Consider the following 23213-nt stretch of genomic DNA (forward strand, 5'->3'; position numbering starts at 1 on the left):
CCGACGCGGGTGGCTTCGACGACGAGGCGGCCGCCGGCGTTGAGGGTGGCTCCGGTGACGGTGTCGCCCACGGCGACCTCCACGGGCACGGACTCACCGGTCAGCATCGAGGCGTCCACGGCGGACGAGCCCTCGACCACCGTCCCGTCCGTCGCGATCTTCTCCCCGGGACGCACGACGAAACGGTCCCCGACGACGAGCTCACCCGCCGGGACGCGTACCTCCCGGCCGGCCCTGAGTACGGCGACGTCCTTGGCGCCCAGATGCATCAGCGCCCGCAGCGCAGCGCCGGACTTCCGCTTCGCGCGGGCCTCCAGATAGCGGCCCAGCAGGATGAACGTGATGACCCCGGCCGCCACCTCCAGGTAGATCGTGGAGGTGGCGTCGGCGCGCGAGACGGTGAGGTCGAAGCCGTGGCGCATGCCGGGCATGCCGGCGTCGCCGAGGAACAGGGCCCACAGCGACCAGCCGAACGCGGCGAGCGTGCCGAGCGAGACCAGGGTGTCCATCGTGGCCGCGCCGTGCTTCGCGTTGGTCCAGGCGGCGCGGTGGAAGGGCAGGCCGCCCCAGACGACGACGGGCGCGGCGAGGGTGAGGCTCAGCCACTGCCAGGAGTCGAACTGGAGCGCCGGGACCATGGCGAGCAGGACGACGGGGAGGGCGAGCACGGCGGAGACGACGAGGCGCTGCCGGAGTGCGGCGGAAGAGGCGTCCTGTCGCTCCTGTTCCGCATCGGCGTCCCGGGCCGGGGGGCGGTCACTGTCCCGGGACGGGCGCCGATCGCCGTCCCGGGCCGGGGGCGTGGTGACGTCGTCCGCCTCGGCCGGCGCATTGCGTTCCGGCTGTGGGACGGGGCGGGCCGTGTAGCCGGTCTTCTCGACCGTGGCGACGAGGTCGCCCAGCTCCAGTCCGTCCCCGAAGGTGACGCGGGCCTTCTCGGTCGCGTAGTTCACCGTGGCGGTGACGCCGTCCATCCGGTTGAGCTTCTTCTCGACGCGGGCCGCGCACGAGGCGCAGGTCATCCCGCCGATCATGAGCTCGGCCTCGGAGGCGCCGACGGCCGGGAAATCGGCTGCTGCTGTGCTGGCCATGTCCGAAACTCCAGGGAAACGCAGGTCGGGCCGTACCCCCACCAGTATCGACTGGTGGGGCCGGCCCGACGACGAACAGGGTGCTGCTGTTCCGGGCCGGTCTTCAGGCGGCCGGGCCGAGGAGCTCGTATCCGGCCTCGTCCACGGCGTCACGGACGGCGTCCTCGGTCAGCGGGGCCTTGGACGTGACGGTGACCAGGCCGGTGGCGGCGACGGCCGCGACCGAGGTCACGCCCGCGATCCCGGAGATCTCCTCCGAAACGGCGCCCTCGCAGTGGCCGCAGGTCATGCCCTTGACCTGGTACACGGTGGTGACCGAGTCGGTCCCCTCGATCCGCACGTCGGCCGCGCCGTCGTGGCAGGAACCGGTGGGCGAGCAGCAGGAGCCGGTGGACTGGGCGGTCTCGGTCTCGGCGGTCATGACGATCTCCTCTTCGCGAACACGTTTCGGCGGCACGACGGGGTGCGTGGGGCCACAGGGGACTCCGTGGCGCCCCGTCTCGTTCATACTATACCCCTAGGGGGTATGAATGCGTTCCGGTGGTGCCGCGTGTCGGCCGATGGCGATCGACGCCGGTCAGTGGTGTTCGACGCCGGCCGGTGGCGGCTGGTGGCGGTCTACGGTGCGTGCGGGGCCCGGTGCAACGCGTCGTCGCCGACCAGGGGGTCCAGGTAGCGGAACAGGACCGTCTTCAGCTCCTGGATGTAGGCCGCGCGCTCCTCGTCCTCGTGGGCCATGATCAGGTCCAGCCCGGCCTTGAAGACCATGAAGACCATGTCGGCGATCCGGTGGACCTGGTCGGCGGGTGCGTCCGGGAGGTAGCCGGCGAGCACCGATTCGACCCGCGTCAGCATCGTGGCGTGCAGCGTGTCGTGCCCCTCGGTGACCCGGCCGGGGATCTCCGAGCCGTGCATCAGGACGGAGAACGCCGGGTTCTCGCAGTTGAAGGCGATCAGCGGGTCGAGGATGGCGTCCAGCATCCGGTCGAGCGGCAGCTCGATATGGCTCTGGGAGAAGGCGGCGCCGTAGGTGTCCCGCCAGCGGTTGAGCAGCTGGTCGCCGAGCTCGACGGCGATGGCCTCCTTGTTCGGGAAGAACTGGTAGAGCGTGCCCGGCGACACCCCGGCCTCGCGGGCGATGGCGTTGGTGCTGGACGCGGTGTAGCCGCTGGTGCAGAAGACGTCGGCGGCGGCCCGGAGCAGCTGGGCGATACGGGCCTCGCCGCGGGCCTGGCGGCGGCGCGGGCGGGCGGAATCCGGCGCTCCGTCGGCCGCGCCGGCGGTGGATCCGCCGTCCGCTCCGTCCGCTGCGGCGCCCTTGGTGGCTTTGGCCTCCGACACGGTCAATCCCCGGCTCTCATGATGCGGTTGACAAACGCGAGTCCTCGCTCGCATTCTAGTGAAACGCGAGCGACTACTCGTGTTTGCCAGGGTAAGTGGCAACGACCGACCCATGCTGCCTTGTGCTGCCCGGGTCTCGGTGAAGGGGACACCGCACCATGTCCGAAGTCAACCGTTCCGCGCCGCCTTCGGTCGGCGGCTGGACCCGGTTCGTCACCGCCCGGCCGCGGCTCGCGCTGCTGGCCGCGCTGGTGATCACCGCGCTCGCCGTGTTCGCCGGGAGTGGGGTGGCGGACCGGATGGGCAGCGGCGGCTGGCAGGCCCCGGACGCCGAGTCGACCTATGCGACCGACGTGCTGGCGCGGGAGTTCCCCGCCTCCCAGCCCAACCTCCTCCTTCTGGTGGACAGCGGTTCCGTGACCGTCGACGACCCGGCGGTGGCCGCCGAAGCCGCCCGCCTCGTCGAGCGGCTGGAGGCCGAGCCGGGCATCTCGGGCATCGGGTCCTACTGGGGGACCGGATCGCCCGCCCTGCGCTCCGAGGACGGTCGCGAGGCGATCATCGCCGCCCGGATCGGGGGCGACGAGAAGACCGCGGGCGAGACCCTCGACCGGATAGCCCCCGTGTTCGCGGGGGAGCGGGGCCCGGTGACGGTCTCCCTCGGCGGGCCCGTCGCCGTGCAGCACGAGATGCAGACAATCATCGAGGAGGACCTGCTGCGGGCCGAGCTGATCGCCCTGCCGGTGACGCTCGTCCTGCTGGTCATGGTCTTCGGCAGCGCCGTCGCCGCGCTCCTGCCGCTCGCTGTCGGTATCGTCGCCATCCTCGGCACCAACGCCGTGCTGCGCGGCCTGACGGAGTTCACCGACGTCTCGGTCTTCGCCTTGAACCTCACCACGGCGCTCGGCCTCGGACTCGCCATCGACTACGCCCTGTTCATCGTCCGCCGCTTCCGCGAGGAGCTGGCCGGCGGGGCGGATCCCCGGACGGCGGTGGGCACGACCCTGCGGACCGCCGGGCGTACGGTGCTGTTCTCCGCGCTGACCGTGGCGGTGTCCCTGTCGGCCATGCTCGTCTTCCCGCAGTACTTCCTGCGGTCCTTCGCCTACGCCGGGATCGCCGTGGTCCTCCTGGCCGCCGCTGCCGCACTGATCCTGCTGCCCGCGGCGCTCGTGCTGCTCGGCCACCGGATCAACGCGCTGGACCTGCGCCGGCTGCTGCGCCGCGGAAAGGGGGCGGCGGCCGCGGAAGGCCCCGCCCCGGAGACCGGCAGGGGATGGGGGCGCTTCGCCGGGCTGGTGATGCGCAGGGCGCCGGTCTTCGCCATCGTCACCACGGTGGGGCTCGTCCTCCTCGGACTGCCCTTCCTCGGCGTCAAGTTCGGTACGGCGGACGACCGCCAGCTCCCCGCCGGGGCCGAGTCCCGGGTGGTCCAGGAGCACATCCGTGAGGGCTTCCCCGGCAGCCCCGGAGGCGGCCTGGAGCTGCTGGTCGAGGGGGAGGGGACGCCCGCCGCGTACGCGGCCCTCAAGGACCGGATCGAGAAGATCCCGGGCGTGCTGGGCGTCGACGGCCCGGTCATGACGGACTCGGCCGCGTATTTCGGCGTCCTGCCGGACGGCGAGGCGGTCGGCGAGGCGGCCCAGCAGCTCGTACGGGACCTGCGCGCGATGCCCGCCGACTCCTTCGACACCTCGGTGACGGGCACGGCGGCCGTCCTCGTCGACTCCAAGGACGCCATCGCGGACCGGCTGCCCTGGGCGATCGGCATCATCGTCGTGGTGACCCTGCTCCTGGTCTTCCTGCTCACCGGCAGTGTGCTCATCCCGCTCCAGGCGGTCGTGCTCAACGCCCTCAGCCTGACCGCGATGTTCGGTGCGGTGGTCTGGGTCTTCCAGGACGGGAATCTCTCCGGGATCCTCGCCTTCACCAGTACGGGCGACATCGAGACGACACTGCCCGTCCTGATGTTCTGCGTGGCCTTCGGCCTCTCCATGGACTACGGGGTCTTCCTGCTCTCCCGCATCAAGGAGGAGTACGACCGGACCGGCGACCACGAACGCTCGGTCACCTTCGGCCTGTCCCGCACCGGCGGTCTGATCACCGCGGCCGCCGTGATCCTCGCGGTCGTGATGGTCGCCATAGGCACCTCGCGGGTCACCAACACCAAGATGCTGGGGCTCGGAATCGCCCTCGCGGTCCTGATGGACGCCATGGTGGTCCGCAGCCTGCTGGTCCCCGCCGTGATGAAGCTGACGGGCCACGCCACGTGGTGGGCCCCCGGGCCGCTGCGCGCCCTCCACCAGAGGTTCGGCCTCAGCGAAGGGGATCCGGCCCCGGCCGGCCCCACCGCTCCGGAAGCTCCGGGCGACCGGGGCGGCCCCGGGGACATGTCCGGGGAGGGCGTGGAGATCGCCGAACCGGTGGGGCGTCGCTGAGGCCGGTGGATGGAAAGCGGTTCGGAAAGAGCCCTCGGGGAGGCCGGGAATGCCCTCGGGACGGATCCCGGCGGCCCCGCGCCGCACCGAACGGGGGAAGGTCGGTGGGCCGGGCCCCGGCCCGGTCCAGAGGGCTCCAGAGGGCTCCAGAGGCCCATCGACGGGATCACCAAGAGGCCTCTGACCTGGGATTTCATGCTCGGGCCGCCTAGAATTACCCCATCGGAAAAGGGGGCCCGGATGGACCGGAACATACGCACGACGGACGACGTGCTGGCACTGATGGACGGACTGTTCGCCCCGGAGGCGGACCGGTGGACGCCCGACGGGGCCTCCTGGTGGGACGACTTCTACGCGGACCGTTCGAAGGCAGTGCCGTTCTTCGTGGACAAGCCCGACGAGAACCTCGACGCGTATGTCCGCCAGGGGCTGATCACCCCGGGCAAGGTGCTCGAACTCGGCTGCGGGCCCGGCCGCAACGCGCTGCACCTGGCCTCGCTCGGCTTCGACGTCGATGCGGTCGACCTCTCCCCGGGGGCGATCGCCTGGGCCCGGGAGCGGGCTGACGGAGCGGGGGCCGACGGAGCTCGGGCCGGCGACGTTCGGTTCCACCTCGGCGACGCGTTCGCCCTGACGGCAGCGGGGGCGCCCCTGGCCGGGCCCTACGACCTCATCTACGACTCCGGCTGCTTCCACCACCTGCCGCCCCACCGGCGTATCAGCTACCTCGCCCTGCTGGAGCGTTGCCTCGCCCCCGGCGGCCACTTCGGGCTCGCCTGCTTCGCCGCCGGGGAGGGCGGGATGGGATCGGAGCTGCCGGACGACGAGCTCTACCGGACGGGCGGTCTGCACGGCGGGCTCGCCTATACGTCGGAGCAACTGCGCCACATCTTCACCGGCCTGACGGGGGCGGAGGAGAGGGAGCTGCGCCGGATGAACGACGAGGCTCCCGACTCCCCGCTCTTCGGGGAGTCGTTCCTCTGGACGGGCCTCTTCCGCGTAGCCGGCCGGAGGTAGCGGACCCGGGGCGGCGGCCGTGTCCGCGCCGGGCGTCAACGGCCCCTGTTGCGGGGGCGGGAGGCGACCCAGGCGCGGACGGTGTCGCCGTACCAATACGGCTTCCCGTTCTTCACCTGGTCGGGCGGGGGCAGCAGCCCGTGCTTGCGATAGGAGCGGACGGTGTCCGGCTGGACCTGGATGTGCGCGGCAATGTCCTTGTAGGACCAGAGCGTTCTGTCCGTCATCGTGACACCTCTCTGCACTTCTCAAGCCGACGATCACTCAGCCTGTGCTCGGTTGAACGACCCCGAAGGGCAGGCGGGGTGGGGCTGTCGACCGGCTGTGACAGAAAACCCGCGTAATGGAGATATGTGTGCCGAAACGGTTACTGCTGTGGCAGAAGGGATGAACCGTGGCCGGTGTTGCGATCGGAGAGCGGCCGCTGTCAGACCCGGGTGCCACGATGAAGAGCATGAGCACTACCGAACGCCCGATGCCCCCTCTGGTCGCCGACGAACGCACCTCCCTGGAGAGCTGGCTCGACTTCTACCGCGCGACCCTCGCCCAGAAGTGCGCGGACCTGCCCGGGAAAGGCCTGCGTGAGGCGTCCGCGGCGCCCTCGCCGATCACGCTGCTCGGACTGCTCCAGCACCTGGCGGAGGTCGAGCGGAACTGGTTCCGCCGGGTCCTCGCGCAGGAGGACGCCCCGACGCTCTTCGCCCCTCCGGCCGGCGGCGGGGACGGGGACGAGGGCCGCGACGGCGGCTGGGACCTCGCCGAGGACGCCACCTACGAGCAGGCGCTCGGGCGTTGGGAGGCCGAGGTGACGAGGGCCCGGCAGAACTGCGCGGCACGGGCGCTCGACGACACCAGCCCGTTCATGGGCGGGCAGGTCACGCTGCGCTGGATCTATACCCACATGATCGGCGAGTACGCCCGGCACTGCGGCCACGCCGACCTGATCCGCGAACGGGTCGACGGACGCACAGGAGTCTGACCCGGGCTTCTGGCCTGGGCGTCTGACCCGCGCTCAGGCCGTGGCGCCGGGCCATCCGCAGGAGCGGAGGAACTCCCGGGTGCGGCGCGCGATCGGGAGCGGCTTGTCCGGGTCGCACGGATACATGTCCTGCTCCACGATCGCGAACAGGTCGACGTCCAGGGCGCGGGCCGCGTCCAGGACCGGCTCCAGGGCGGGGACCCCGCCGGGCGGCTCGCACATCACGCCCCGGGCCACCGCCGGGCCGAACGGCACCTCGTCCGCCACCACCGCCGCCAGGATCTCCGGATCGACCTGCTTGAGGTGGAGGTAGCCGATGCGTTCCCCGTACGTCTCGATGAGCTTGACGCTGTCACCGCCGCAGTAGGCGTAATGCCCGGTGTCCAGGCAGAGCGAGACCAGGTCCGGATCGGTGGCGTCGAGGAAGCGGTTGACGTTCTCCTCGGTGTCGATGTGGGTGTCGGCGTGCGGATGGACGACGATCCGCAGCCCGAACCGCTCCCGGACCTCCCGGCCCAGCCGCTCCGTCTGCGCGGTCAGATCACGCCACTGCGCCGGGGTGAGCGTCCGGTCCTCCAGCACCTCGCCCGTCTTGTCGTCGCGCCAGAAGGAGGGGATGACGACCAGGTGTTCGGCGCCCATGGCCCGGGTCAGCCCGGCGATGTCCGCGACATGCGCCCAGGTCCGGTCCCAGACGTCCGGGCCGTGGTGCAATCCGGTGAAAACGGTCCCGGCGGAGACCGTCAGCCCCCGGCCGCGGGTCTCGTCGGCCAGCCGGGCCGGGTCGGTGGGCAGATAGCCGTACGGGCCGAGCTCGATCCACGCGTACCCGGCCTCGGCCACCTCGTCGAGGAAGCGTCGCCAGGGCACCTGCTTCGGGTCGTCGGGGAACCACACGCCCCAGGAGTCGGGGGCCGAGCCGATGCGGATGCGTGCCGAAGACGGTGCGGAGGGGGTCATAACGCCCAGCCTCCTGGCCGTCGCGGAAGGGTGTCAAGGGTTCGTCCGAATGTCCGGACAAAATATTGACAGGGTTCCCGGGAGGGGACTAGACCTGGGACCAGCCGGCCTCCGGCGGGGCGAACCGGCGGTCCGAAGGGATGCGTATGCCTGAGCCGTACGACGTGATCACCATGGGGCGGATCGGGGTGGACCTCTATCCGCTCGAGGTCGGGGTGCCGCTCGCCCGGGTCGAGACGTTCGGCAAGTTCCTCGGCGGCTCCCCGACGAACGTCGCGGTGGCGGCGGCCCGGCTGGGGCGGCGGACGGCCGTGATCACCCGGACCGGACAGGACGCCTTCGGTACGTATCTCCACCAGGAACTGGAACGGTTCGGCGTGGACGCCCGCTGGGCGACGGCCGTGGAGCAGTATCCGACCCCGGTCACCTTCTGCGAGATCTTCCCGCCGGACGACTTCCCGCTCTACTTCTACCGGCAGCCCAAGGCCCCCGACCTGGAGATCCACGCACCGGACCTCGACCTGGACGCGATCCGCGACGCCCGGATCTTCTGGATGACGGGCACCGGACTCAGCGCCGAGCCGAGCCGCTCCGCCACGCTGGCCGCCCTGGCGGCGCGCGACACCGGCCCGGCGGGTGCTCCGCGTACGGCGACGGCGACGACGACGGCGACCGTCTTCGACCTCGACTGGCGGCCCATGTTCTGGGACGGGGGCGACGACAGCACCGAGGCGCCCGCACGGTACCGCGAGGCGCTGGCCCATGCCACGGTCGCCGTCGGCAACATCGACGAGTGCGCGATCGCGACCGGCGAACGCGAACCGTACGCGGCGGCCCGCGCGTTGCTCGCGGCCGGGGTGGAACTCGCCGTCGTCAAGCAGGGCCCGAAGGGCGTGCTCGCCGTCCACCGCGACGGCACCACCGCCGACTGCCCGCCGCTGCCGGTGGAGGTGGTCAACGGCCTCGGCGCGGGGGACGCGTTCGGGGGCGCGCTCTGCCACGGGCTGCTCGCCGGGTGGCCGCTGGACCGCCTCGTGCGGTACGCGAACGCGGCCGGTGCGATCGTCGCCTCCCGGCTCGCCTGCTCGTCCGCGATGCCGTTCCCGGACGAGGTCGAGGAAGCCCTCGCGGCCGGAGCCGTCACGACGGACCTCGGGACGGTGGCCGCCCCCGGTGCTCCGACCGCCCCCGGCGCCCCCGCGGACCCCCGTACCGGAGCGGGCTCATGACGCCGCTCGCGCCCTCCCTCTCCGAGCTCGTGCGGCTGCGCGCCGAGCGCCCCGAAGCCGTCGCCGAGGCCGCCGCACGACGGAAGCGGCGACGACTGATCCGTGCCACCGGCGACCGGTTGATGATCATCGCGGCCGACCATCCCGCGCGCGGCGCGCTCGCCGTGGGGGACCGGTCCCTTGCCATGGCCAACCGCTTCGAGCTGCTGGAGCGGCTCTGCCTCGCCCTCTCCCGCCCCGGGGTCGACGGCGTGCTCGCCTCCGCCGACGTCCTGGACGATCTCCTCCTGCTCGGCGCCCTGGAGGACAAGATCGTGATGGGCTCGATGAACCGCGGCGGGCTGGCCGGGGCCGCGTTCGAGCTCGACGACCGGTTCACCGGCCACCGCCCCGAGGATCTGGTCCGGCACGGGTTCGACGCGGGGAAGCTGCTGCTCCGCATCGACCACGACGACCCCGGTTCGCTGGACACCCTGCACACCGCCGCCCGGACCATCGACGCGATGGCGGCGCACCGGCTGCCCGTCTTCGTCGAGCCGTTCCTCTGCCGCCGTGTCGACGGCCGCCTCCGCAACGATCTCGGCGCCACCGCCGTCGCGACCTCCATCGCCATCGCCTCGGGCCTCGCCGGGACGTCCGCGTACACCTGGCTGAAGGTCCCCGTCACCGACGACCCCGATGCCATGGGCCGGGTGATGGAGGCCTCCACGCTGCCCGCCGTTCTGCTCGGCGGCGAGGTCGGCGACGACCAGGACGCCGCGTACGGGAAATGGCGCGACGCGCTGCGACTGCCCACCGTGCGGGGGCTGGTCGTGGGACGCTCGCTGCTCTACCCGGTCGACGGGGACGTGACGTCCGCCGTCGACACCGCCGTATCGCTGCTCCGGACGGACAGGGAAGGTTCATGACGACGCATCACCCCCATCCCCACCGAGGGCGGCGGCACGAGTGTCACCTCCCGGCCGGCAGCACCGCGCGCGGGGCGTACGCCGTCGACATCGACCCCGAGCGGGCCGGCTGGGACCGTTCGTCCCTGCGGGTGCTGGAGCTGGAGCCGGGCGGTGTTCACACGCTTGTCACCGGCGGTAGCGAATGGGTCGTTCTGCCGTTGGCCGGTGCATGTACGGTGCGTACGGCAGGTGAGACCTTTGAACTGCTGGGCCGGGAAAGCGTGTTCAGCGGGGTCACCGACTTCGCCTACGTGCCGCGCGATGCCCAAGCACAGATCGCCTCCGGCGCAGGAGGCCGCTTCGCCCTGGCAGGAGCGAAGTGCGAGCGACGACTCCCCGCTCGCTACGGCCCCGCGCCGGAGGTACCCGTCGAACTGCGCGGCTCCGGGACCTGCTCACGCCAGGTGAACAACTTCGCCGCGGCCGACACCTTCGACTGCGACCGGCTGATCGCGGTGGAGGTCCTCACCCCCGGCGGCAACTGGTCCTCGTACCCGCCCCACAAACACGACGAGCACGTGCCGGGCGAGGAGTGCGAACTGGAGGAGATCTACTACTTCGAGGTGCAGGACGGCGGACTCGGCTACCACCGCGTCTCCCCGTCGCGCGACGGCGGTACGGACGTTCTCGCCGAAGTGCGCGGCGGTGACGCAGTCCTCATCCCCGACGGCTGGCACGGCCCGTCCATCGCCCCGCCCGGCCGGACGCTGTACTACCTGAACGTGATGGCCGGGCCGGGGGAGGAGCGCGCCTGGCTGATCCGCGACCATCCCGACCACCGGTGGATCCGCGACACCTGGCGGGACGAGCCGATCGACGCCAGACTCCCGCTGTACACGGCGCATCCGTCGCCCGGCCCGGAGGTAACGCCTTGAGCCCGACGAGTCCCGAGAGCCCGAAGAGCCCCGCGAACCCCCACTGTTCCACCCGCCGGCTGACCACCGCTCAGGCGCTGGTCACCTTCCTGGCCCGGCAGTACACCGAGCGGGACGGCCGACGACAGCGGCTCATCAGCGCCACCTGGGGCATCTTCGGCCACGGCAACGTCGCGGGCATCGGTCAGGCGCTCGTGGAGGCGGCGGGCGGCGGCAACGGCGGCACCACTCACGGCACCGTGGCCGGGCACCGTATGCCGTACCTCCAGGGCCGCAACGAACAGGCCATGGTGCACGCGGCCGTCGGGTACGCCCGCCAGTCCGGCCGGCTCTCGGCGCACGCGGTGACCACGTCCATCGGCCCCGGGGCCACCAACCTCGTCACCGGGGCCGCGCTCGCCACGATCAACCGCCTGCCCGTCCTCCTCCTGCCCGGCGACACCTTCGCGACCCGGCCCGCCGACCCCGTACTGCAACAGCTCGAAGTGCCGTACGCGGGCGATGTCTCGGTCAACGACTGCCTGCGCCCGGTCTCGCGCTACTTCGACCGGATCACCCGGCCGGAGGCGCTGATTCCGGCGGCGCTCCAGGCGATGCGGGTCCTCGCCGACCCCGCCGAGACCGGGGCCGTCACGCTCGCGCTGCCGCAGGACGTGCAGGCGGAGGCGTACGACTGGCCGGAGGAGTTCTTCGCCGAGCGCGACTGGCACGTCCGCAGGCCCGCCCCCGACGCGTTCGAACTGGAAGCGGCGGTACGGGCGGTGCGCTCCGCCCGCCGTCCGCTGATCGTCGCGGGCGGCGGGGTCCGGCACAGCGCCGCCGAGGAGACGCTCGCCGCGTTCACCGCCGCGACCCGCATCCCGGTCGCCACCACCCAGGCGGGCAAGGGCGCGCTCCGCCACGACCACCCGGCCGACGTCGGCGGCATCGGCCACACCGGCACCGCCACCGCCGACGAGCTGGCCCGCAGTGCCGACCTGGTGATCGGCGTCGGCACCCGCTTCTCCGACTTCACCACCGCCTCCGGCACGCTCTTCGCCGATCCGGCGGTCCGCTTCCTCCACCTCAACATCACCGGCTTCGACGCCCACAAGCTGGCCGCCCTCCCGCTGGTCGCCGATGCCCGCGCGGGGCTTGAGGCGCTGACGGCGGCGCTCGCCGGACGCGGCTACCGGGTCGACCCGGCGTACGAGACGGAGTACACCGGCGCGAAGGAGGCGTGGGAGGAACGGGTCGAGGCGTCCTTCGCCACCCCCGACCCCACCGCGCGCCCCACCCAGACCCAGGTCCTCGGCCTCCTGGACGCCCTGGTCACCGAGGACGACATCCTCATCAACGCCGCCGGCTCCCTCCCCGGCGACCTGCACAAGCTCTGGCGCCCCCGCTCCCGCGACCAGTACCACGTCGAGTACGGCTACTCCTGCATGGGCTACGAGATCCCGGCCGCGATCGGCGTCCTGCTCGCGACCGGAAGCCAGGGCCGTGAGGGCCGCCCCGTCTGGGCGCTCGTCGGCGACGGCACGTATCTGATGAACCCCACCGAGATCGTCACCGCCGTCCAGGAGAACCTCCCCCTCAGACTGCTGATCCTCCAGAACCACGGGTACGCCTCCATCGGCGGCCTCTCCGAGTCGGTCGGCGGCGAACGCTTCGGCACGGCCTACCGCCACCGGGACGCCGACGGCGGCTTCACCGGCCCGCCGCTCCCCGTCGACCTGGCCGCCAACGCGGCCTCCCTCGGCATGCGGGTCCTGCGCGCCACCACCGTCGACGACCTGCGCAAAGCCCTCTCCGAGGCGCGCGACTCGGAGGGCCCCACATGTGTCTACGTCGAGACCGAAACGCCCGACACAGTGTCGGGCCCCCCTCCGGCACAGGCGTGGTGGGATGTTCCTGTGGCCGAAACCGCGACGCGACCGGCGGCGGTCAAGGCCCGGGAAGAGTACGACCGGCGGGTTGCCGCCCGACGCCACCACCTGTGAAACCACGCCTGTGCCTGCCTGAAGCCTGAAGGAGTACGTCATGACGAAGACCGTCAACCACTGGATCGGCGGCAAGACAGTGGAGGGCACGTCGGGCCAGTACGGTCCCGTCACGGACCCGGCCACCGGCGCGGTCACCACCCAGGTGGCGCTCGCCTCCGTGGAGGAGGTCGACGCGGCCGTGGCGGCGGCGAAGGCCGCGTACGCGACGTGGGGCACGTCCTCGCTCGCCCAGCGCACCACGGTCCTCTTCCGCTACCGCGCGCTGCTCGACGCCCACCGCGACGACATCGCCGCGCTGATCACCGCCGAGCACGGCAAGGTGCACTCGGACGCGCTGGGCGAGGTCGCCCGCGGTCTGGAGATCGTCGAGCTGGCCTGTGGGATCACCACCCAGCTCAAGGGCGAGCTGTCCACCCAGGTCTCCAACCGGGTCGACGTCTCCTCGATCCGCCAGTCGCTCGGCGTCGTCGCGGGCATCACCCCGTTCAACTTCCCGGCCATGGTGCCGATGTGGATGTTCCCGCTGGCCATCGCGTGCGGCAACACGTTCGTGCTGAAGCCGAGCGAGAAGGACCCGTCGGCCGCCAACCTGCTGGCCGAGCTGGCGTCGGAGGCGGGCCTTCCGGACGGCGTCCTGAACGTCCTGCACGGCGACAAGGTCGCGGTCGACGGCCTCCTGAACCACCCCGACGTGGCGGCCGTCTCCTTCGTCGGCTCCACCCCCATCGCCCGCTACATCCACGCCACGGCCTCCGCCAACGGCAAGCGCGTCCAGGCGCTCGGCGGCGCGAAGAACCACATGCTCGTCCTCCCGGACGCCGACCTGGACGCGGCCGCCGACGCGGCGGTCTCGGCGGCGTACGGCTCCGCCGGTGAGCGCTGCATGGCGATCTCGGCGGTCGTCGCGGTCGGCGCGATCGGCGACGAGCTGGTCGCCAAGATCCGCGAGCGGGCCGAGAAGATCACGATCGGCCCCGGCAACGACCCCGCCTCCGAGATGGGCCCCCTGATCACCGCCGCCCACCGCGACAAGGTCGCCTCCTACGTCACGGGCGCCGCCGCCCAGGGCGCGGAGGTCGTCCTCGACGGCACGGGCCACACGGTCGAGGGCTTCGAGGACGGCCACTGGATCGGCCTGTCCCTCCTGGACAAGGTCTCCACCGACTCCGACGCGTACAAGGACGAGATCTTCGGCCCGGTGCTGTGCGTGCTCCGCGTCGACACGTACGAGGACGGCGTCGCCCTCATGAACGCCTCGCCGTTCGGCAACGGCACCGCGATCTTCACCCGCGACGGCGGCGCGGCCCGCCGCTTCCAGCTGGAGGTCGAGGCCGGCATGGTCGGCGTCAACGTCCCGATCCCGGTCCCGGTGGGCTACCACTCCTTCGGCGGCTGGAAGGACTCGCTCTTCGGCGACCACCACATCTACGGCAACGACGGCGTGCACTTCTACACCCGCGGCAAGGTCGTCACCACCCGTTGGCCCGACCCGGCCGACGCCCCGTCGGGCGTCGACCTCGGTTTCCCGCGCAACCACTGAGCCGTTCCCCGGGCCGAGAGGTCCGGAACCGCCTCCGGCCGGCCGGCGCAGGGACATGAGTCCCGCTCCGACCGGCCGGAGGCACGAGCGGCACGCACCGTTCGTACGGGGCCTGGATCAGTAGGTGCTCCTGGCCCAGTTGGCGAACTTCTTGAACGCCGTCTGAGTGCCGGACCCGGGGTCGCCGTCGATCTTGCCGCTGTAGCCATAGGCCCTCAGCTTCCGCTGCAGGGCTTCGATCGTCCCTTCCCCGGGGTCGCCGTCGATCAATTTCGTGTAGCCGTGATTCTTCTTGAGATCCCGCTGGAACGCCTTCCAGCTGTTGGTGCCGAGCTCTCCGTCGATCGAATCCCTGTAGCCCCAGTGTGCCCTCAGCCAGCGCTGGACTCCCATCGCCTGACTCTTGTTGAGGCCGAAGTTCTGCGCCGCGAGCGTGCCGACCTCGGCGGTCACCGCCGTCTGCTGCACGGACGTGTCCGGCGCGGCGGAGCTGACGGTCGCGCCCGCGAGACTCCCGGCGGCGATGCCCGCCGCGGCGACGATACTGACGGCTGTCCTCTTCAGGGTGTTCGGTCGCATGTATCCCCCTCTGATGCACGGAGCGGCTGGTGGTGGTTCGGTCTGCCGGTACCGCTCCAGGAAGTCCGGCCCGATCACGCTCGCACGACCGTCCCGGCACCGGAACCTGGAACGTTATAGGGCGTATCGTCACCTTGCGGTGAACAGCGACTCGGCCGGCCACGCCTGCGAAATCGAGGTGCCGAACCGCGAGCGCGTCCGCATCCTGGACCCATGAACACTCCACCGCTCCCGCCCCGTTACGAGATCCGCGCCCGGCACACCGCCTTGACCGTCACCGTCTACCAGGCCTACCGGCCCGAGATCGGGCTGCCCGCCGCACGTGACGGGCGGTTCCCCGAGGCCTGGAAGCGGGACCGAATGACGTGGATCAAGCCCAGCTTCCTGTGGATGATGTACCGCTGCGGCTGGGGCACGAAGGAGGGCCAGGAGGTCGTCCTCGCCGTGGAGATCGACCGGAGCGGCCTGGAGTGGGCCCTCGCGCACGCCGAACTCTCCCACTACGTACGCGATGTGCACCCGGACGAGGCGTCCTGGAAGCAGAACCTGCGCGCCGCTCCCGCCCGGGTCCAGTGGGACCCCGAACGCGACCTCGACCTGAACCCGCTCCCGTACCGTTCCCTCCAGCTCGGACTCAGCGGCGAGGCCGCCCGGCGGTACGCGGACGAGTGGACCGTGTCCGTACGCGATGTCACCCCGCTCGCCCGCGAGGTGCACGCGGCGGTCCGGGCGGGGGAGCGGGAGCGGGCCGCCGCCCTGCTGCCGGTGGAGACGCCGCTCGACCTTGCCGCACCACGGCCGGTGCCGCCCGCCGAGGGCACCGCAGCGACGGGATAGGGCCGGGTGTCGCGGACAGCCCGGTCTGCCAGGCCGCGCTTCCTTAACCCGGGGTGTCGTCCCCGGCGAACTCCCACACCAGCATCCTGAACCCGCCGTCGTCCCCCGCCCCCGCCGACCGGTACGTCGCGAGCGCCGCCTCGTTGTCCCCCTCCACGCCGACCCACAGGTCGTAGCACCCCCGCTCCCGGGCGATGTCCGCGAGCGCCAGCGTCAAGGCCCTGCCGATGCCCCGGCGGCGGAACGGTTCGTCGACGCCGAGTTCGTACAGGCACATCTCCGTGCCCTTGTCCGGGTGCAGCATCTCGATGCCCGAGACGAAGCCCGCCGGGACGCCGTCCACGTACGCGATCAGCATCACGTGACCGTCCGCGGCGAGGAAGCGGGCGGCCCAGGTCTCGCGGGGCGGTGCGTCGTAGAGGTGGCCGGCGGCCAGGAGTTCCGTGACGGTCGTGGCGCGGCGAATGTCCACCATGGCCTCCCGAGGCAAGGGTTCCGGTCGCGCTCTGTACCGCGTCCGGAGTACGGCGAGGGTGGACCGTACCTCTCAGGGAGGCCGTTCACCTCACCCTGACGGCACTCAACCGGCTTGCGTCCTCCGTTTAGGGTCGAGGGATGGAGACCCCTACTGCTCGACGGTGGCGCCTGCTGCCCCGTACCCGCGGCCGGTGGGCCGCGGCCGTGGCCGTGCTCGCCGTGCTCGTGGGCGGCGGCACCTGGACCGCCGTCGCCGACGACGGCTCGCCCGCCGTGCAGCGCGAGGACCGGACGCTGCGCATGGACGGGGTGCCGATCGACACCTCGTTCTTCCACGCGAGCGGTTCCGGTAAGCGGCCCGCCGTGCTCATCGGGCACGGCTTCGGCGGCAGCAAGAACGACGTACGGGCCCAGGCCGAGAAGCTGGCCGCCGACGGATACGCGGTGCTCACCTGGTCGGCGCGCGGCTTCGGGAAGTCCGGTGGGGAGATCTCCCTCAACGACCCGGACCACGAGGTCAAGGACGTCTCCCGGCTCATCGACTGGCTGGCCGAGCGGCCCGAGGTGGAGCTCGACGGGAAGGGCGACCCCCGGGTCGGCCTCACCGGGGCCTCCTACGGCGGGGCCGTCTCGCTGCTGGCCGCCGGGTACGACGAGCGGGTCGACGCCATCGCCCCCGTGATCACCTACTGGAACCTCGCCGACGCCCTCTTCCCCGACGGGGTCTTCAAGAAGCTCTGGGCCGGCATCTTCATCACCACCGGCGGCGGCTGCGAGAAGTTCGAGAAGCGGCTCTGCGAGATGTACGAGCGCGTCGCCGTCAGCGGGAAGCCCGACGCCGAGGCGGTGAAACTGCTCACCGAGCGGTCGCCTTCCGCCGTCGCCGACCGCATCAAGGTCCCCTCGCTCCTCCTCCAGGGGCAGTCCGACTCCCTCTTCCCGCTCGGTCAGGCCGACGCCATGCAGAAGGCCATCAGCGCCAACGGCGCACCCGTCTCCGTCGACTGGATCTCCGGCGGGCACGACGGCGGCGACAGCGAGACCGGGCGCGTCGAAGGACGCGTCGGGGACTGGTTCGACCGGTATCTCAAGGAGGACACCGGCACCAGCACCGGGCCTGCCTTCCGCGTCACCCGGACCGGAGGCGTCGACTCCACCGACGGCGCCGCCCTCCTGCGCGGCGCGAGCAGCGACACCTACCCGGGGCTGCGCAGCGGCGGCCGGGACATCGTGCTCGGCGGCGGGACGAAGACCTTCCGCAACCCGGCCGGGGCCGCGCCGCCCGCCATCTCCGCCGTGCCCGGCGTCGGCGGCGGACTCGCCCAGCTCTCCTCCCTCGGCGTCGGGCTCTCGCTCGACTTCCCGGGACAGTTCGCCCGCTTCGAGTCCGCCCCGCTGGACACCTCCGTACGCGTCACCGGCACCCCCACCGTGAAGGTGAACGTCACGGCGAGCGGCGACCGGGACGCGGTGCTCTTCGGCAAGGTGTACGACGTGTCGCCGGACGGCAGGCAGCAGGTGCTGCCCCACCAGCTCGTCGCCCCCTACCGGATCACCCCCGACCAGCAGGGCAAGCCGGTCGAGCTGGCGCTGCCCGCCGTGGACCACGAGTTCGACGCCGGACACCGGCTGCGCCTCGTGTTCTCCGCGACGGACCTCGGCTACGCCTCCCCGGCCGAGCCCGCCACGTACACCGTCACCGCCGACGGACCGCTGACCCTCCCCACCGCACCCGCCGTGACGACCGCGGCCGCCACCCTCCCGTGGTGGACCTGGGGCCTCCCGGCCGCCGCTCTCGTCATCGCGGCCGCCCTGCTGCTCACGGCCCGGCGGCGGACCGCGACGCCCGCGCCGGACCCCGCGCTCACCGACGTACCGCTCCAGATCACCGGGCTTTCGAAGAAGTACGCGAAGTCCGTGGACCGGTACGCCGTGCGCGAGCTGTCCTTCCGCGTCGAGAAGGGCCAGGTCCTCGGACTCCTCGGGCCCAACGGCGCGGGCAAGACGACCACCCTGCGCATGCTCATGGGGCTCATCACCCCCGACGAGGGCGAGATCCGCGTCTTCGGGCAGGCCATCCGGCCGGGTGCGCCCGTGCTGTCCCGGGTCGGGGCGTTCGTGGAGGGGGCCGGCTTCCTGCCGCACCTCTCCGGGCGCGCCAACCTCGACCTCTACTGGCAGGCCACCGGCCGGCCCGCCGAGGACGCCCACATCGACGAGGCCCTGGAGATCGCCGGCCTCGGCGACGCGCTCGCCCGTGCCGTACGGACGTACTCCCAGGGCATGCGGCAGCGGCTCGCCATCGCGCAGGCCATGCTCGGCATGCCGGACCTCCTCATCCTCGACGAGCCGACCAACGGGCTCGACCCGCCGCAGATCCGCGAGATGCGGGACGTGATGATCCGTTACGCGGCCGGCGGCCGGACCGTCATCGTCTCCAGCCACCTCCTCTCCGAGGTCGAGCAGTCCTGCACCCACCTGGTCGTCATGGACCGGGGCCGGCTCGTCCAGGCCGGACCGGTCGCCGAGATCACCGGATCCGGCGACATGATCCTGGTGAGCACGGCGGAGGAGGTGTCCGAGCCGTTGGCCGAGAAGGTCGCGGCCCTGCCCGGCATCGGCTCCGCCGTCCGCACCGACGACGGGCTCGGGCTCCTCGTCCGCCTCGACGGGGCCACCACCTCGCGGCTCGTCGCCGACCTCGTCCGGCTCGACGTCCCGGTCACCGGCGTCGGACCGCACCGCCGCCTGGAGGACGCCTTCCTCACCCTGATCTCCGGAGGAGCAGCATGAGCGCCCCCACCCAGCCCCCCGAGGTCCGGGACGACACCGAGCACCCCGAGGCCGCCGGCTACCGCGCCCGGCGCACGCTTCCCCTCCGCGTCGAGGCCATGCGGCAACTGCGCCGCCGCCGCACCCTGCTCATGGGCGGGATCCTCGCCGCCCTCCCCTTCATCCTGATCATCGCCTTCGCGATCGGCGGCACGCCGGACGGCGAGGGCGGCGGCGGAGGAGGGGGCCGGGGCGGCGGCCGGATCAACCTGATGGACGTGGCGACCGAGTCCGCCGCGAACTTCGCCGCCACCTCGCTGTTCGTCTCGGCCGGATTCCTGCTGGTGGTGCCGGTCGCCCTGTTCTGCGGGGACACCGTCGCCTCCGAGGCGAGCTGGTCCTCGCTGCGCTATCTGCTCGCCGCACCCGTGCCACGCGTCCGGCTGCTGTGGTCCAAGCTCGTCGTCGCGCTCGGCTTCAGCCTGGCCGCGATGGTGCTGCTGCCGCTCGTCGCGCTGGCGGCGGGCACGGCGGCCTACGGGTGGGGGCCGCTGAAACTGCCCACCGGGGGAGCGCTGTCCGCCGGGGACACGGTGCCCCGCCTCGCGATCGTCGTGGCGTTCATCTTCGTCTCCCAACTGGTCACCGCGGGCCTGGCGTTCTGGCTGTCCACGAAGACGGACGCCCCGCTCGGCGCGGTCGGCGGCGCGGTGGGCCTCACCATCGTCGGCAATGTGCTCGACGCGGTCACCGCACTCGGCTCCTGGCGGGACTTCCTGCCCGCGCACTGGCAGTTCGCCTGGGCCGACGCGCTCCAGCCGCAGTTGGAGTGGGGCGGCATGATCAAGGGCGCGGCCGTATCAGTGACCTATGCCCTGATCCTGTTCGCCCTGGCCTTCCGCGGGTTCAGTCGTAAGGACATCGTGTCCTGAACCTGATGTTCCGCCGATGTTCCGCCGGTTTCCCGCCCGCCGACCGCCGCTGTTGCCGCATCGAGATGGTTCCGCAACGCTTTCGTCGACTCCGGCAGGCGGCTCCGTACGTCACATTCACAGATGTCGAGGACATCGTGACGACGTGGGGGGTTACGCATGCATCAGGTCAGCCGGCGACACGAAAAGCGGGCAGGGGACAGGGCGGGGGGCCGGGCGGGAGCCGTGGCGCTCCTCCTGGCGGGAGCCGTGCTGCTCACCGCCTGCGGCGGCAGCGACAGCAGCTCGGAAGGCACGCGCGACCTGACCTCGGGCACCCGCAAGGGGCAGGGATCGACCGGCGGCGGGCAGCCCGCGCCGGACGCGGCGGCGCCCGAGAAGGGCCGGGCGGCCGCACCGACGGGAGAGCCCGGGGACCCGGACAAGCCGGACATCGCGGCGCCCGACTACCTCTCCACCTTCGCCCTGGACGTGGACACCGCCAGCTATGGCTACGCGCGCCGCACCCTCGGCGACGGCAGGCTGCCCACTGCCGGGGACGTACGCCCCGAGGAGTTCGTCAACAGCTTCCGCCAGGGGTACGAACGCCCGAAGGGCCCCGGCTTCTCGGTGAACGTCGACGGGGCGCGCATCGGCGCAGGCAAGAGCGGCGGGGGAGGCGGGGGCGGCGGAACCGGAGCCTCCGACTGGTCCCTGCTGCGGGTCGGCCTGGCCACCGAGGCCGCCCCGTCCACCGCCGAACGACCGCCCGCCGCCCTCACGTTCGTCGTCGACATCTCGGGGTCCATGGCCGAGACCGGCCGCCTCGACCTGGTCAGGAGGTCCCTGGACATCCTCACCGACGAACTGCGCGACGACGACTCCATCGCCCTGGTCACCTTCAGCAACGAGGCCGAGACCCGGCTGCCGATGACCCGCGTGAAGGGCAACCGGAACCGGATCAAGGACGCGGTGCGGGAGATGCGACCGGCGCAGTCCACCAACGTCGAGGCGGGCATCACCCTCGGCTACGAGAAGTCGGTCGACGGCCACCGCGAAGGCGCCACCAACCGGGTGGTGCTCCTCTCCGACGCCCTCGCCAACACCGGTGAAACCGAGGCCGAGGGCATCCTGAAGAAGATCGACTCCGCCCGCCGCGAGTACGGCATCACCCTCTTCGGCGTCGGCGTCGGCAGCGACTACGGCGACGCGTTCATGGAGAAGCTCACCAACAAGGGCGACGGGAACACCACCTACGTCGGTGACGACGAGCAGGCCCGCAAGGTCTTCGTCGACCAGCTCCCCGCCCACCTCGAAATCATGGCCCGCGACGCCAAGGCCCAGGTGGCGTTCGACCGGAAGACCGTGCGGCAGTTCCGGCTGATCGGCTACGAGAACCGCAAGGTCGCCGACGAGGACTTCCGCGACGACAGCGTCGACGGCGGCGAGGTCGGCCCCGGCCACACCGTGACCGCTCTGTACGCCGTACGGCTGCGCGAGGGTACGTCCGGCACCGTGGCCAAGGCCACGGTGCGCTGGCTCGACCCCAAGACCCGCAAGCCCCGGGAGGAGAGCGGAACCGTACGGACGGAAGCGGTCAAGGGCTCCCTGTGGGGCGGCGAGAACGACCGGCTCCAAGTAGCTGCCGTGGCCGCCTACTTCGCCGACGATCTGCGGGGCGGCGACCTGCCCGGCGCGCCCGGGCTCCGCGAACTCGCCTCCCGGGCGGACGGTCTCGCGGAGGCGACCGAGGACAGCGCCGTCAGGAAGCTGGCCACGGCGATCGGACAGGCGGACCGGCTCAGGAGCGGAGCCGGAACGGGCGACGGACCGGAACCGAGCGAGGGCGAGATCGGCTGAGGCGGGGAGGGCGGCGGGCAGCGTCACCCGGGCGAGGACGATGTGCGCGGCCATCCGCAAATGGCCCCGGCGAACCGTCGTACCGGGTCATGATGTCCGCCATGACCTCCCTGTTCCTGGTGCTCTCGGCGATCGTCAACGGCCTCTACGCGGGCTTCATGCTGACCTTCCTGATCGCGATCATGCCCGGCCTGGCCGAGCTGACGGACGAACAGTTCACGGCGGCCATGCGCCGTTTCAACGACAAGGTCCCCGGGCCCGTCTTCCTCGTCCTGTTCCTCGGCGTCGTCGCGCTCCCCGCCGCCGCGTTCTTCACCGGCCTCGGCGAGCACAGCGAGACCACGGGGCCGGCCGTCCTGGGAGCGCTGATCTGCGTGATCATCAGCCACCTGGTGACCTTCTTCGGCAACATCCCGCTCAACAACGCCCTCACCGCCTCCGAGGGCGGCGACGACAGCGCGGCCCGCGCGGCCTTCGAGTCCCGCTGGAACACCTTCCACCAGGTGCGCACCGCGTTCAACCTGGTGGCGTGCGTCCTGCTGGCCGTCGCGCTGTAGGGGTCCCCGGCCCTCCGGTACGCGGTCGGGGCGGCCGGGGCTACCGGCTGCCGTCCGCCTCGGCCCGCTGCGGATGGCGGGGGCCGAGCAGCACCGCGAGAGCGGCCTTGCCGGGCACGGGTGCGTCGACCCGCCGCCAGCCGGTCCGCTCGTACAGGCGCAGCGCCGGCTCGGCCCGCACGGAGGTCAGCAGCCAGCAACGGCCGTCCGGGGCGGGCCCCGTCACCGCGTCCAGCAGCGCCGCGCCCAGCCCCGCACCGGCCGCCTCCGGCGCGACGGCCAGCTCGTTCACCTCCAGCGCGCCGCACAGCCACGCCCGCGTCCGCCCGGGGCCGAGGGCCTCGGCGACCTGGCCGTAACTGCGGTCGGCGGGAAAGGCGTCCGGGGTGATCCAGGCCGTGGCGAAACCGGTCACCGTCTCCCGGGTCGTCTCCCGGGTCGTCCCCTCGGCGGTCCCCGTGGCCGTCGCCACCGCCGCCGTGAACCCGGGCCGGAGCGCGTCCCGTAGGAGCCGCTCGGCGTAGGTGTCGGCCGTCGCCGGATCCTCGTTCCAGGGCGGAGCCGCGAACGCGCGCGCGTACACGTCACGGATCCCCTCGACGTACCGGTTCAGCTCTCCGGCGCGCACTGTTCGTATCTCGTTCCCCATCGCACCGTTCCTCGTCCGTCGTCTCCGTCGTCGGCGGACCATCGGTGCGTTCCCCGCAGGCCACCGGCGCGGCACCGGCCCAACGGGGAAACCCTAGAGCGTGATTCCGCTCCCTATCCGCTCCCTCTCCGCTCACCCCGGGGTGAGCGGAGAGGGAGGCCGGCCG

21 protein-coding genes are annotated in these 23213 nt (G+C 72.1%); 13 read left to right on the forward strand and 8 right to left on the reverse strand.

The window, feature by feature from the left end; genetic code table 11:
- From ACIQPT_RS36385 to ACIQPT_RS36395, 3 genes are all read right to left on the reverse strand, one after another.
- A partial coding sequence (locus tag ACIQPT_RS36385; protein WP_401162477.1) for a heavy metal translocating P-type ATPase occupies positions 1–1091 on the reverse strand: 1091 nt, incomplete at its 3' end.
- Positions 1092–1194: 103 nt separating this feature from the next.
- A complete protein-coding gene (locus ACIQPT_RS36390; RefSeq protein ID WP_401162479.1) occupies positions 1195–1512 on the reverse strand; it encodes a heavy-metal-associated domain-containing protein in 318 nt (105 codons plus the stop codon).
- 197 nt (positions 1513–1709) lie between these two features.
- Positions 1710–2432: a TetR family transcriptional regulator gene (locus ACIQPT_RS36395; RefSeq protein WP_401162481.1), complete on the reverse strand. Its 723-nt coding sequence runs from the start codon at positions 2430–2432 to the stop codon at positions 1710–1712.
- 158 nt (positions 2433–2590) lie between these two features.
- On the opposite strand from ACIQPT_RS36395, the gene ACIQPT_RS36400 reads away from it, so the two are divergent.
- Both ACIQPT_RS36400 and ACIQPT_RS36405 read left to right on the forward strand, forming a co-directional pair.
- Positions 2591–4870: an MMPL family transporter gene (locus ACIQPT_RS36400; protein ID WP_401162483.1), complete on the forward strand. Its 2280-nt coding sequence runs from the start codon at positions 2591–2593 to the stop codon at positions 4868–4870.
- A gap of 240 nt (positions 4871–5110) precedes the next feature.
- The gene (locus ACIQPT_RS36405) at positions 5111–5887 is read left to right on the forward strand and encodes a class I SAM-dependent methyltransferase (protein WP_401162485.1); all 777 of its coding nucleotides are present in this window, start codon (positions 5111–5113) and stop codon (positions 5885–5887) included.
- Between the two features lie 35 nt (positions 5888–5922).
- Here the strand turns inward: ACIQPT_RS36405 and ACIQPT_RS36410 are convergent, their stop codons facing one another.
- Positions 5923–6114, reverse strand: coding sequence for an AlpA family transcriptional regulator (locus ACIQPT_RS36410; protein ID WP_010064909.1), 192 nt, complete (start codon positions 6112–6114; stop codon positions 5923–5925).
- Between the two features lie 227 nt (positions 6115–6341).
- Here ACIQPT_RS36410 and ACIQPT_RS36415 point away from each other — a divergent pair, with 227 nt between their 5' ends.
- Positions 6342–6866 carry a DinB family protein gene (locus ACIQPT_RS36415; RefSeq protein ID WP_401162487.1) on the forward strand — a complete coding sequence of 175 codons (525 nt, stop codon included), beginning with the start codon at positions 6342–6344 and terminating at the stop codon, positions 6864–6866.
- Positions 6867–6899: 33 nt separating this feature from the next.
- Here ACIQPT_RS36415 and ACIQPT_RS36420 read toward each other — a convergent pair whose 3' ends face one another.
- Complete coding sequence (locus ACIQPT_RS36420; RefSeq protein WP_401162489.1) at positions 6900–7826, reverse strand: sugar phosphate isomerase/epimerase family protein; 927 nt, start codon at positions 7824–7826, stop codon at positions 6900–6902.
- A gap of 146 nt (positions 7827–7972) precedes the next feature.
- Here ACIQPT_RS36420 and iolC point away from each other — a divergent pair, with 146 nt between their 5' ends.
- From iolC to mmsA, 5 genes are read left to right on the forward strand one after another with little or no spacing between them, the layout of a single operon-like run.
- Positions 7973–9055, forward strand: coding sequence for a 5-dehydro-2-deoxygluconokinase (gene iolC / locus ACIQPT_RS36425; protein WP_401162491.1), 1083 nt, complete (start codon positions 7973–7975; stop codon positions 9053–9055).
- A complete protein-coding gene (locus ACIQPT_RS36430; RefSeq protein ID WP_401162493.1) occupies positions 9052–9963 on the forward strand; it encodes a deoxyribose-phosphate aldolase in 912 nt (303 codons plus the stop codon). The genes iolC and ACIQPT_RS36430 overlap by 4 nt, the downstream gene beginning before the upstream one ends.
- The gene (gene iolB / locus ACIQPT_RS36435) at positions 9960–10880 is read left to right on the forward strand and encodes a 5-deoxy-glucuronate isomerase (RefSeq protein ID WP_401162495.1); all 921 of its coding nucleotides are present in this window, start codon (positions 9960–9962) and stop codon (positions 10878–10880) included. The genes ACIQPT_RS36430 and iolB overlap by 4 nt, the downstream gene beginning before the upstream one ends.
- Positions 10877–12862 (forward strand): 3D-(3,5/4)-trihydroxycyclohexane-1,2-dione acylhydrolase (decyclizing), encoded by a 1986-nt coding sequence (iolD, locus tag ACIQPT_RS36440; protein ID WP_401162497.1) that lies wholly within the window; start codon positions 10877–10879, stop codon positions 12860–12862. The genes iolB and iolD overlap by 4 nt, the downstream gene beginning before the upstream one ends.
- Before the next feature lie 40 nt (positions 12863–12902).
- Complete coding sequence (gene mmsA, locus ACIQPT_RS36445; protein WP_401162499.1) at positions 12903–14405, forward strand: CoA-acylating methylmalonate-semialdehyde dehydrogenase; 1503 nt, start codon at positions 12903–12905, stop codon at positions 14403–14405.
- 117 nt (positions 14406–14522) lie between these two features.
- Here mmsA and ACIQPT_RS36450 read toward each other — a convergent pair whose 3' ends face one another.
- Positions 14523–14984, reverse strand: a complete 462-nt coding sequence (locus tag ACIQPT_RS36450) for a peptidoglycan-binding protein (protein ID WP_401162501.1) — start codon at positions 14982–14984, stop codon at positions 14523–14525.
- Between the two features lie 213 nt (positions 14985–15197).
- On the opposite strand from ACIQPT_RS36450, the gene ACIQPT_RS36455 reads away from it, so the two are divergent.
- Positions 15198–15821: a DUF4291 domain-containing protein gene (locus tag ACIQPT_RS36455; RefSeq protein WP_401162503.1), complete on the forward strand. Its 624-nt coding sequence runs from the start codon at positions 15198–15200 to the stop codon at positions 15819–15821.
- Positions 15822–15864: 43 nt separating this feature from the next.
- Here ACIQPT_RS36455 and ACIQPT_RS36460 read toward each other — a convergent pair whose 3' ends face one another.
- The gene (locus tag ACIQPT_RS36460) at positions 15865–16293 is read right to left on the reverse strand and encodes a GNAT family N-acetyltransferase (protein ID WP_401162542.1); all 429 of its coding nucleotides are present in this window, start codon (positions 16291–16293) and stop codon (positions 15865–15867) included.
- A gap of 143 nt (positions 16294–16436) precedes the next feature.
- On the opposite strand from ACIQPT_RS36460, the gene ACIQPT_RS36465 reads away from it, so the two are divergent.
- The 4 genes from ACIQPT_RS36465 to ACIQPT_RS36480 all read left to right on the forward strand — a co-directional run bounded on the left by ACIQPT_RS36465 (position 16437) and on the right by ACIQPT_RS36480 (position 22398).
- Positions 16437–19091, forward strand: coding sequence for an alpha/beta fold hydrolase (locus tag ACIQPT_RS36465; protein WP_401162504.1), 2655 nt, complete (start codon positions 16437–16439; stop codon positions 19089–19091).
- The gene (locus tag ACIQPT_RS36470) at positions 19088–20002 is read left to right on the forward strand and encodes an ABC transporter permease (RefSeq protein WP_401162505.1); all 915 of its coding nucleotides are present in this window, start codon (positions 19088–19090) and stop codon (positions 20000–20002) included. Before ACIQPT_RS36465 ends, ACIQPT_RS36470 begins: the two co-directional genes overlap by 4 nt.
- A gap of 159 nt (positions 20003–20161) precedes the next feature.
- The gene (locus ACIQPT_RS36475) at positions 20162–21841 is read left to right on the forward strand and encodes a von Willebrand factor type A domain-containing protein (protein ID WP_401162507.1); all 1680 of its coding nucleotides are present in this window, start codon (positions 20162–20164) and stop codon (positions 21839–21841) included.
- 89 nt (positions 21842–21930) lie between these two features.
- Entirely contained in the window at positions 21931–22398 is a 468-nt protein-coding gene (locus ACIQPT_RS36480) for a DUF1772 domain-containing protein (protein ID WP_401162509.1), read from the forward strand.
- A 40-nt stretch (positions 22399–22438) separates the two neighbouring features.
- Here the strand turns inward: ACIQPT_RS36480 and ACIQPT_RS36485 are convergent, their stop codons facing one another.
- Positions 22439–23047 carry a GNAT family N-acetyltransferase gene (locus ACIQPT_RS36485; protein ID WP_401162511.1) on the reverse strand — a complete coding sequence of 203 codons (609 nt, stop codon included), beginning with the start codon at positions 23045–23047 and terminating at the stop codon, positions 22439–22441.
- Between the last annotated feature and the right edge of the window lie 166 nt (positions 23048–23213).

The sequence above is a fragment of the Streptomyces sp. NPDC091289 genome, from assembly GCF_044757365.1.
GTDB lineage: Bacteria > Actinomycetota > Actinomycetes > Streptomycetales > Streptomycetaceae > Streptomyces.